General features: G+C 64.2%; 12 protein-coding genes. 3 read left to right on the top strand and 9 right to left on the bottom strand.

The genetic code is table 11. The features are described from left to right. The 8 genes from AC1DSN_RS12855 to AC1DSN_RS12820 form a co-directional block, all read right to left on the bottom strand. On the bottom strand, positions 1-484 hold a 484-nt coding region (locus AC1DSN_RS12855; protein WP_477331010.1), incomplete at its 3' end, for a polysaccharide biosynthesis protein. After that, positions 481-1,665 (bottom strand): serine palmitoyltransferase, encoded by a 1,185-nt coding sequence (spt, locus tag AC1DSN_RS12850; RefSeq protein WP_477331008.1) that lies wholly within the window; start codon positions 1,663-1,665, stop codon positions 481-483. The genes spt and AC1DSN_RS12855, both read right to left, overlap by 4 nt. A 52-nt stretch (positions 1,666-1,717) precedes the next feature. Beyond that, positions 1,718-1,969: an acyl carrier protein gene (locus tag AC1DSN_RS12845; protein ID WP_063570620.1), complete on the bottom strand. Its 252-nt coding sequence runs from the start codon at positions 1,967-1,969 to the stop codon at positions 1,718-1,720. Positions 1,970-1,982: 13 nt separating this feature from the next. Next, a complete protein-coding gene (locus AC1DSN_RS12840; protein WP_477331006.1) occupies positions 1,983-2,948 on the bottom strand; it encodes an NAD-dependent epimerase/dehydratase family protein in 966 nt (321 codons plus the stop codon). Next, positions 2,945-4,714, bottom strand: a complete 1,770-nt coding sequence (locus AC1DSN_RS12835; protein WP_477331004.1) for a fatty acyl-AMP ligase — start codon at positions 4,712-4,714, stop codon at positions 2,945-2,947. Before AC1DSN_RS12835 ends, AC1DSN_RS12840 begins: the two co-directional genes overlap by 4 nt. 196 nt (positions 4,715-4,910) lie before the next feature. Beyond that, the gene (locus AC1DSN_RS12830; protein WP_063570617.1) at positions 4,911-5,669 is read right to left on the bottom strand and encodes an aspartyl/asparaginyl beta-hydroxylase domain-containing protein; all 759 of its coding nucleotides are present in this window, start codon (positions 5,667-5,669) and stop codon (positions 4,911-4,913) included. 51 nt (positions 5,670-5,720) lie between these two features. Beyond that, complete coding sequence (locus AC1DSN_RS12825; RefSeq protein ID WP_477298514.1) at positions 5,721-6,482, bottom strand: nucleoside/nucleotide kinase family protein; 762 nt, start codon at positions 6,480-6,482, stop codon at positions 5,721-5,723. Further along, complete coding sequence (locus tag AC1DSN_RS12820) at positions 6,479-7,180, bottom strand: nucleoside/nucleotide kinase family protein (RefSeq protein WP_477331002.1); 702 nt, start codon at positions 7,178-7,180, stop codon at positions 6,479-6,481. Before AC1DSN_RS12820 ends, AC1DSN_RS12825 begins: the two co-directional genes overlap by 4 nt. A 230-nt stretch (positions 7,181-7,410) precedes the next feature. Here AC1DSN_RS12820 and AC1DSN_RS12815 point away from each other — a divergent pair, with 230 nt between their 5' ends. Then, the gene (locus AC1DSN_RS12815) at positions 7,411-8,112 is read left to right on the top strand and encodes a nucleoside/nucleotide kinase family protein (RefSeq protein ID WP_063571131.1); all 702 of its coding nucleotides are present in this window, start codon (positions 7,411-7,413) and stop codon (positions 8,110-8,112) included. A 6-nt stretch (positions 8,113-8,118) separates the two neighbouring features. Here the strand turns inward: AC1DSN_RS12815 and AC1DSN_RS12810 are convergent, their stop codons facing one another. Then, a complete protein-coding gene (locus tag AC1DSN_RS12810; RefSeq protein WP_477298506.1) occupies positions 8,119-8,454 on the bottom strand; it encodes a hypothetical protein in 336 nt (111 codons plus the stop codon). A 188-nt stretch (positions 8,455-8,642) separates the two neighbouring features. Here AC1DSN_RS12810 and AC1DSN_RS12805 point away from each other — a divergent pair, with 188 nt between their 5' ends. Both AC1DSN_RS12805 and AC1DSN_RS12800 read left to right on the top strand, forming a co-directional pair. After that, positions 8,643-9,539 (top strand): SDR family oxidoreductase, encoded by an 897-nt coding sequence (locus tag AC1DSN_RS12805; protein ID WP_477298507.1) that lies wholly within the window; start codon positions 8,643-8,645, stop codon positions 9,537-9,539. Between the two features lie 101 nt (positions 9,540-9,640). Continuing rightward, positions 9,641-9,823, top strand: a 183-nt coding sequence (locus tag AC1DSN_RS12800) for an AIM24 family protein (RefSeq protein WP_477331000.1), incomplete at its 3' end; no start/stop codon positions are given.

The following is a 9,823-nucleotide window of genomic DNA, read 5'->3' as shown; positions in this document are numbered from 1 at the left end:
GTACGGCGATCAGGTCGAAGCGGTCGATCGAGCGCAGGATGCCCGTGGGCGTCGCTGCCGTCATGGTCGGGATCAACGTGCAGTAGGCCAGCGCCCACCAGAAATCTTCCGTCGAAATGCCCACCGAATGGCTGAGCAGGGGCAACAGGATCATGCCGCCCAAGGCGGCGACGATGCCGCTGGCCAGGTCCAGGCCGAACGAGAACCCCGTGACGTCACGGAAGCGCTTGATGTCCTTGTGGGCGAGGGCAGGCGTGCCGAACTGGACGACGAACTGCCAGGTCTGAAACTTGGCGATATCGCTGACCGTCTTGGCGTATGCCTGGACGACGACCAGCGTGCCGAACAGCGCCGGCGTCATGCCGCGGCCCGCGCAACCGAGGGCGAGCAGGCTGAGCAACGCACTGACGACGTTGCTCGATCCGAGGATGGACGCGTTGCGCACGATGGCGCGAAATGCGCCATCGGAGAACCAGTGCTTCATGCTTTGACGCCGGGCCAGCTTCCGAACGCAGCACAGATGGCGTCGATCTGCTCCGGCGTATGGGCGGCGCTGACGCTGCAGCGGAGCAGCGATTCGTTGCCCGGCGTGGCCGGCGGCACCATCAGGTTCACGTAGACACCGTTCTTGAGCAGATGATCCCAGAAGCGAAGTGCTTCCAGCTTCTCCCCGACGAGGACGGCGACCACCGCATTGGCCGGTGCGCCGAGGCGGAAGCCCAGCGCAGAGAGGCCGGCGTGCAGGCGCTCCGCATTGGCCTGCAGGCGCAGCCTCAGGTCGGTCGCGGCCTCCAGCTTGCGCAGCGCTGTGCGCGTCGCGGCGATCGTTGCCGGCGCGAGGGAGGCGGTGAAGACATACGGCCGGCTGGCATAGCGAAGCACGTCCATGTCGGCGGAGTCGCCGACACAGAAGCCGCCGGTGTTACCGAGGCTCTTGCTGAAGGTGCCGACGACGTAGTCGATATCCGCAAGCACGCCGTCTTCTTCGGCCAGGCCCTGGCCCTTCTTGCCGAGCACGCCCATGGAGTGGGCTTCGTCGACCAGCAGGGTGGCGCCGAATTCCTGTTTCACGCGGACGAAGTCGCGCAGCGGGGCGCGGTCGCCCAGCATGCTGTACACGCCTTCCACGATGATCAGTGCATCGGCGGCGCCGTCGCCGAGGCGGCGCATGCGCTTGGCCAGGTCGTCGGCGTCGTTGTGGCGGAAGCGGATGGTGTTCGCACCGGCCAGCGTGCAGCCGTCGTAGATACTGGCGTGGCTGTCGGCATCGATCATCACGGTGTCGCCCGGGCCGGCCAGCGCCGAGATCATGCCCAGGTTGGCCTGGTAGCCGGTCGAGAACACGATGGCGTCGCGCTTGCCGTAGAACCGGGCCAGGTCCAGCTCGAGCTCGCGATGCGATGCGTAGCTGCCATTGGCCATGCGTGAGCCGGTCGTGCCGGTGCCCGCGTTCTCGAGTGCCTCGCGCGCGGACGCGATGCAATCCGGATCGAACGTCATCCCGAGGTAATTGTTGGTGCCGGCAAGGATGGTCGGTCGTCCGTCGATGATCCCCTCGGTGGGCGAGACGATCCGGTCGATCTGCACACCGAACGGGTCGATGCCGACCGCTGCCAGCTCCTCCCGAACGGCACGAACCGCCTTCAGCCTGGAATTCTCTTTCATGCGATGTTTGCCCGTGCAGTTCTGGATCAGTGACGCGACGACGCGTGTTCGCTTATGCGTTTTCGCCCGCCGACTTCTGGATCAGCGAGGCGAAGTCGCCCACGGTCCGTACCTCGGCGAGCGCATTGATGGGCACGGAGATATCGAACTGGTCCTCGACAGCGACCACGAGGTCCATGACTCGCAACGAGTCCAGCCCCAGCTCACTGGTGATGCCGGTGTTCTCGGTGATCACTGCCACGCGACCTTCCGCGATCGGGGTGACGAGTTCGATAAGTTGTGCAACAACGTCTTGGTGATTCATCAGGGCACTCCGTTCAGTGCGCAAAGGGTTTGCCGAGCGTGTCGGCGAGACCCCGCTCGAAGCCGAATACGGGCCGCCACCCGGTCGCGTGTTCGAAGGCACTGCCATTACCGACCCAGTCGGCATGCGTGACCTCGCGCACCTTGCCGAGGGTCAGCATGGGCGCGTATCCGAAGACGCGCGCCGCGGCGAGATTAACGCCGCCAACAAGTCGCAATAATGACGCGGGAATCGGCAACCGACGGATCGGTGCATTACCACGCAGTACGCGGGATGCCGTGGCGAGCACGGTGTCCCAGTCGTAGCCGTTTTCGTGGCCGTCATCCAATTCATAAGTATTTCCCGAATCGCCTTCGGACGCCAGCCAGGCGACCACCGCTGACGCGAGGTCGGCGACGTGAAGGAGGGAAAAACGGCCTTTGCCGTCGCCAGGAATCGGCGCCAGTCCGCGGGCCATCCCCTGGAACAGGGGAAGCATCTCGCGATCGCCGGGGCCGTAGACCGCCGGTGGCCGCAGGGCGGCCCAGGCCAGCCGGCCGGCGTTGGCCTGGAGTGCGCGCTCGCCACGCCACTTGCTGCCGGCATAGTCGGACAACTGCGGCTCGCGGGCGGCGAGGGAGGAAATCAGGAGATATCGGCGGCAACCGGGCTCGCCATTGGCCGCCTGGACCGTGTCCAGGACGCCTTGTTCGTTGATGCGGTCGAAGTCGGTACGACGGGCGCCACGCACGCTGCCCGCACAATGCACGAAAGCGTCGGCACCCTTCACCAGCGAAGCCAGGGCAACCGGATCGCCGAGATCGCCGGCGATCCATTCGAGGTTATCGGTGTCTTTCAGGACACGACCGGCGCGGGGCCGGTAGAGAGCACGTACGCGGTAGCCTGAAGCTACCAGCTGCTGCCGCAACGCGGTGCCAATGAAACCGGTGGCACCCGTCAGTGCAACGACGGGCTGCCTTGCGGCAGCAACGTCGCTCATGCCGCGGCGACGGCCTGCGGCGCCTGTTCCTGAGCCTGGGCCTGACGCTCCAGGTAACCGCTGCGGGTGGCCGAGCGGGACAGCTTGCCCGACGACGTACGCGGCAGTGTGTGACGCGGCACCAGCTCGATGAGGCAGGCAATGCCCAGCTCTTCGAGGAGATCGCCACGAATGCGATTGACCAGTGACTCGCGGACGTCGACATCGTCGGTGTTGCACTGGACGACCACGGCGGCGACTTCCGCGCCACCCGGGCCCGGCACACCGAAGGCCGACGCGTCCTGCGAACGCAGTTCCGGCTGGCGTTCGACGATGCGCTCGATGTCCTGCGGCCAGATGTTGCGGCCGTTGACGATGATCATGTCCTTGTGACGACCGGTGACCACGACTTCGCCGTCGACGACGTAACCGATGTCGCCGGTGTCGAGCCAGCCGTCAGCGGCAAGCACTTCAGCGGTCTTTTCCGGCTGCTGGAAGTAGCCCGACATGACGCTCGGACCACGAACCATGATGCGGCCGACGTGGAGGTCGGCGAGCTGCTTGCCCGCGTCGTTCCAGATCTCGAGCTCGTGACCCGGGAGTGGGCCGCCGCAACGGACGAAACCCGTGCCGGTGCCGGCAGCGACCGGCGTCGCGATAAGGTCTTCGGCCAGGTCGGTCGGATCGATCCACTCGACCACGATGCCAGCCTGCAGCGGCGAGAAGCTGATTGCCAGCGAGGCCTCGGCCATGCCGTAGGACGGCACGAACGCGCGCGCGTCGAAACCGGCCGGCGCCAGCAGCTCGGCAAAATGCTTGGGTACTTCGGGCAGGATCGGCTCGGCGCCGATACCGGCAACACGCCAGTGCGAGAGGTCGTAGGAAGCGATATCCGACGGCTTGACGCGACGCGCGCACATTTCGTAACCGAACGGCGGGCTGTAGGCGATCGTTGCCTTCGAACGGCTCATCAGCTCCAGCCAGCGACGCGGACGCATCGCGAACTCGCGCGTGTCGAGATAGTCGATCGAGCGCTGACCCGCCATGACGGTGAGCAGACAGCCGACCAGGCCCATGTCGTGATAGAACGGAAGCCAGGACACGAAACGGTCGTCGTCACGCAGGTCGAGGCCGTAATTGTTCGAACCCTGCAAGTTGGCCATCAAGGCCTGCTCGGTGATCATCGCCGCCTTCGGCGTACCGGTGCTGCCCGAGGTGAACTGCAGGTACGCGACTTCGGTCGGACCGAGCGGCTGCAGTTCGATATTCTGGATCGGCAGCTCGGCGAACGCGGCCGGCGTGCCCCACTTGGCAATATCCAGGCCAACGACAGCTTCACCGAGGAAACCGATGAAGGCTTCCGAAGCGACCGCGACGGAAGCGCCCGCAGCCTGAAGCATGCCGCGAAGCTTCTTCACGTACGCATCATGGCCGCCGAGATTCACTGTCGACGGTAGGGCGACAGGAACGAGGCCCACGTACTGGCAGGCGAAGAAGAAACGCAGGAAGTCCGCGTTCGTTTCCGCCACGATGGCCAGACGGGCACCGCGTTCGAGCCCGAGCGTCGCGAGTCGCTGCGCCAGCTCAAGGGCTTCTTTGCGGAGGGTCCGGTAGGGCAGGGCCAGATCAAGCTTGCCGCCCGCGTAGAAGTTGGCACCCGTGACGCCACATGCGGCGTAGTCCAGCACTTCTGCAAGGCTGRCAAAGTCCGCACGGCGCAGGGGCACCGTGTTCATGGTGGGCGTGGGTAGCCCAACCTGGATGGCAATGTTTCCGTCTGCGCTCATGGTCTTATCGCGTTCTCAAGCGTTCTCCGAAACTAAGTGGGGACATTCCCACGTTGTTTCCAGGAGGTTACTGTACCTAATGGTACCATAATTGGTCGGTTTGTTAAGAATTTACTCAATCTTTCGTTAAAGAATACGGAAGTTGCTTCAGCAACGCTACAGCCAGAAGTCGGGGTCCTTTCGACGGCCTTTCCGATCAGTGCCTTTTGTGCTCCCGATTCCACTTCGCGAGGTTCTTCAGCGGGGCCTTGACGTACGGGCTCGCCTGGATCAGAGCGAAGATCGCGCGATTGAATAGCGTGCCAATCCGGTCGCTCGGCCGGTCGATGTCGATGAACAACACCGCCCGGTACTCGTCCGTATCGTTGTGGACCTCGTGCTCGAAGCTGTCGTCGAACAGCACCACCTTGCCTTCGTGCCAGTGGAGGATCTGGTCGTCGACCCGGATCCACACGTTCTTCCAGTCAGCCGGCACCTTCACGCCCAGGTGGGCCCGGATGACCGCACGGGTCGGGCCCTTATGCGCGTCGATGCGGTACCGCGGCTTCAGGATCGAAAACATGGCGGTGCGCATGCCCGGCAACCCATCCAGGGCCGCCGCCGTACGGGGGCAAACGGCGCAGTTCTCGTCCACGCGCTTGCCGTAAATGTAGAAGCCAAACGTCTTCCAGTTATCGCCCTTCGAAATTCGCTTCTGGTCGGGCGAGAGCTGGTGGAACGCCGGGATGTCCTCCGGGTGCTCGAGCAGGTGGTCGAGCTCGGCGCGGATCTCTGGCCAGGCGGCCTCGAGGCGCGGTACCCAGTCGAACTCCTTGTTGTCGATGACCGGCGTCGTAGGCACGAGCGAATGCTTCGCCTGGAAGCTACCGCTCCAGCGCAGGAAGTTTTTACCGCCCCGGATCAACAGGCGGCGCCATAGCGGTGCTTGCGTCGCAGTTGGAGAAACAGTGTTCACGTCAGTCGTCTATCAGGAGGGGTGGGACAGCGAAACTCGCTGTACAACGCGCTAGGCAGCAGCGTCGTGGACGAGCGGGAGCGTCGAGGTGGACGAAGTGATGGCGTGCAAAGCCTTTTGCAATACGTCGGGGTACGGCACGCGCGTGTCCAGATTGAAGAGGGAGGCGCCGTTGTATTGGAGCCGCCTCATCACCGCGATCTTGTCATTCAGTTCGGCCGTGCCGTGATCGGGTTTGCGGCCCTGTGCGGTGGCAAGGTCGATATCCAGCTTGATCACCAGGGCAGGGCGGATCGCCGCCATGCGCTCGTAGAGCGCCTGCTCACGTGCTGCCAGCTTGCGCACCAGCCAGTGGTGGCTGCGCGCCATGCCCAGGCCCGGACCGTCGTAACGGAAGCCGGCGATTTCCGCTTGTGGATAGCGGTCGGTGATGACCGTCACTCCGCGCTCCGCGAGGCGGACCACCCGCCGCAGGTGAGCCGCACGCCACAGCGACAGGCCGTACATGACGAGGGCGCCGAAGGCATTGGGCAGCTTGTTCTTCATGTCCTGGGCGTGCGCAGCCTTCGCGGCGAGGCGCTTCTCCAGGCGGGGGCCGATCAGCGGCAGGCGCTTGATCTTGTCGCCGGTCTCGCCGGAGATAAGCCCCAAATAACGGCGGACAGCCGGGCCATCGTGGCTCAGTGTCTTCACAAGATCGTGGGTCAGCGTCGACTTGCCCGTACCGTCGCATCCGACCACGGCGATGAGTCCGGTGACCGAACGTGTCGAGGTGTCGATATGGCTTTTTGGTCCCACTGTACTGGCCGTCACGCCGCTGCCGCCTGGGTGGGCGAGGCTTCGAGCGCGGCGCGAATCGCCTGCAGCGACGAATTCAGGACCGAAGCCGCGTCGTCCCGTGCATCGAGGTCGAGGATGGGCGCGCCATTGAACGTCAGGTGCGGCCAACCCGCGGCTTTCTCGCGCAACGAGGACAGCTTGTGGTCGGGCTTGCGGGCATGCGCGGTCTCCGCGTCCACATTGAGCCGGATCACCAGCATCGGGACGCTGGCAGCCATCCATTCGTAGAGGCGCCGTTCGCTGCCCCGGAGGCGGCGGACCCACCAGTTGCCACCTTCGGTTTTCGCCAGCTGCGGGCCGTCGAAATTAAAGCCGGCCCTCTCGGACTGCGGGTAGCGATCGGTCACCACGAGGACGCCGCTGCGAGCCATGGCCAGCATGCGACCGAACTTGTGGGCGCGCCAGCGAGACAGCAGGTAGATGGCGAGCGCCGTGACATTACCCGGAGGGGCGGAGGGGCGATCATGGACCTTGTTCGACTTGCTGAGCAGGTAACGATTTAACGACGGCCCGATAATCGGAAGCGTCGCAATCCACTCACCGATGCGGCCCGATGATTGCCCGAGATAAAGGGCTTCGGTCGGACCGAACTCGCGCAGGCGAGCGACAAGATCGGCTTGCAGCGTCGATTTGCCCGAACCATCGCTCCCGGTAAGGGCGATGACGGACAAGGGACGCGAGGCAGCTAAGGAAGGAGAAATAGGCACACCAGATACCCGGTTTGCGCTGGAAGGCAACAATTTTATTACATTGTTCATACTTGCGTCTACCTGAGCGCAACCTCGCCTTCACATATGCGAAATTGCGGCCTACGAATTGTCTCAATGTGGCTACACGCTGGTATCATTTCAATGACACTTTTATTAACGCGGGTACGGTAATGCGGGCAGAGTCCGGCGCAATGGCGCCACTGATTGCAATAATCGGTAGCGATGGTTCCGGAAAGTCCACGGTCGGCGACCATATCCTCGAGTGGATCGGCCGCTATGGACCGGCGGGGCGGGCCCATCTGGGCAAGCAGTCAGGCAATGTGGGCCGCGCTATCGGCCAGCTGCCGCTCATCGGCGGCGTCATGGACCGGGCGATCCATCGCAAGGCCGACGACGTGAATCGTCGTCTCAAGGAAGACAAGCAGCCGACCCTCCTGCCGGCCCTGGTCATCACCGCGTTCACGCTGCGACGGAAGCGCCGCTTCAAGCGGATGCTCGCCATGCGCAAGCAGGGACTCATCGTGGTCACCGATCGCTTCCCGCAGGTCTCGGTTCCGGGTGCCTACGATGGCCCGGGCTTCCCGGACAGTCCGGGAGGATCCAAGCTCGTGCTGGCCCTCGCGCGACGCGAACAGGCCGTCTTCGAGTGGATGGCCGGTTACCGGCCGGACCTGGTGCTGAGGCTCAATGTCGATGTCGACACCGCCTTCGCCCGCAAGCCCGACCATCGGCGCGACGCCCTGGCCCGGAAGATCGCCGTGACCCCGTACCTGACCTATAACGGCGCTCCGATCGTCGATATCGACGCTAACCAGCCGCTCGAGCAGGTCTTTCGTGACGCCGAAGCGGCTGTCGCGAAGATCATGGCCGAGCGTGGTTACACCGCGAAATAAGCGGTATCAGGGAGCGACGCGGGGGCTGACTGCGCCGTAAGGCAGGATCGAGGCCGATGCGGTCGTCGCGTCGTGGCTGAGGGCGCCATACGGCAGAATGGATGCCGTGGCGTCGATCGCGCCGGCGCTCATGGCGCCATAGGGAAGAACGGAACCCGGCGCCGCCTTCGCGTCGTGCGCCACCGCGCCGTAAGGGGCAATCGTGGCTACGGAGCCCACATCCGACCGAGACTCGACGGTGGCGGAGGCAGTGCCCTGCGACGCCCACGCGCCCATGGCGGCAACGAGCAGAGCAAGAGGGAGCAGGCGGAGCGGCGAGCGGACGAAAGCGAGAGTGGTCATGGGAGTCAGCATAAGAGGAGGCTCGCCTATGCTGCGCCGCAACAGGGAATCTATCCAATCGTTAGTTGCTATGGGGCCCATAGCGCCGATGAATGAGCCTGTTAGTCGCCATACCCTGATAACGCCCCTACTTTTACCGTGACATGCGACGCGCRATAAAACCCTCCGGACAACACGGAGAGAGTTTCATGCGCGTATTCCTCACAGGCGCGACCGGTTTTATCGGCAGCCGCATCGTTCCCGAACTCCTTGCCGCCGGGCATCAGGTCATCGGCATGACCCGATCCAATGCCGGCGAGCGTTCCCTCCGGGCGGCGGGCGCCGAAGTCCACCGTGGCACGCTGGAAGACCTCGACAGCATGCGTGCGGGAGCAGCCAGGGCGGATGCTGTGATCCACACGGCCTTCGATCACGACTTCGCCAACTTCGTGGCGAACTGCGAGAAGGACAAGCGCGTCATCGATGCGCTGGGCTCGGTACTGAAAGGTTCGCCGCGCCCGTTGATCATCACCTCAGGCACAGGCATGGGCGCTGTCAATCACAGCGGCATGGCCACGGAGGATGTCTTCAACGCAAACAACCCCAATCCTCGCGCGGCGTCCGAGATAGCCGGCAACGTTTTGCTGGAGGCGGGCGTTAACGTGGCCGTCGTGCGGCTTCCGCAGGTGCACGATCCGGTAAAGCAGGGGCTGATATCGCCTTACGTCGACCTGTCGAGGGCGAAGGGCAAGGTGGCCTACCTTGGCGAAGGAAAGAATCGCTGGCCGGCGGCGCACGTGCTCGACGTGGCGAAGCTCTACCGGCTAGCGATGGAGAAAGGCGAGGCGGGCGAACGCTACAACGCGGTGGCCGAGGAAGGCATCGCCGTGCGCGATATCGCGAATGTGGTCGGCGCCGGTTTGCAGCTTCCCGTGGTGTCGTTGTCACAGGAGGAGGCAGCGGAGCACTTCGGCTGGCTGGGCATGTTTGTCGGGATGGATCTGCCGGCGTCCAGCGCGTGGACACGGGAGCGCCTCGGCTGGCATCCGACGGGACCCGGGCTGATCGACGATCTCAAGCGGATGAATTACTCGGCGGCGGCGTGAAACCGTCGAGCGCATGATTCACCGCGGCGCAGGAGCTCACTTGTACTGCGATGCCCTCTGCGCAAGACTCTCGGCGGGGACTTCCGCCGAGAGAACACGACATGCAGACTCGTATCCAGGGCACGGTGATGCCGGTGCTGGAAGTACATCTCGATCCGGGCGAGAGCGTCTTCGCCGAAAGCGGTGAGCTCTCATGGATGACCGCGTCGATCCAGATGACCACGCATACCCAGATGGGCGGTGGCGGAGGACTGCTGGGCGTGTTCAAGCGCGTCGTCGGCGGC

The sequence above is a fragment of the Luteibacter sp. P4_D7_3 genome (assembly GCF_056401735.1).
This window is presented reverse-complemented; position numbering and strand designations above follow the sequence as displayed.

Bases quoted from the DNA above. Each gene is read 5' to 3' on its own strand.
- AC1DSN_RS12815 (WP_063571131.1), top strand. From the start codon at position 7,411: ATGGCGCCACTGATTGCAATAATCGGTAGCGATGGTTCCGGAAAGTCC.
- spt (WP_477331008.1), bottom strand. From the start codon at position 1,665: ATGAAAGAGAATTCCAGGCTGAAGGCGGTTCGTGCCGTTCGGGAGGAG.
- AC1DSN_RS12845 (WP_063570620.1), bottom strand. From the start codon at position 1,969: ATGAATCACCAAGACGTTGTTGCACAACTTATCGAACTCGTCACCCCG.
- AC1DSN_RS12810 (WP_477298506.1), bottom strand. From the start codon at position 8,454: ATGACCACTCTCGCTTTCGTCCGCTCGCCGCTCCGCCTGCTCCCTCTT.
- AC1DSN_RS12840 (WP_477331006.1), bottom strand. From the start codon at position 2,948: ATGAGCGACGTTGCTGCCGCAAGGCAGCCCGTCGTTGCACTGACGGGT.
- AC1DSN_RS12805 (WP_477298507.1), top strand. From the start codon at position 8,643: ATGCGCGTATTCCTCACAGGCGCGACCGGTTTTATCGGCAGCCGCATC.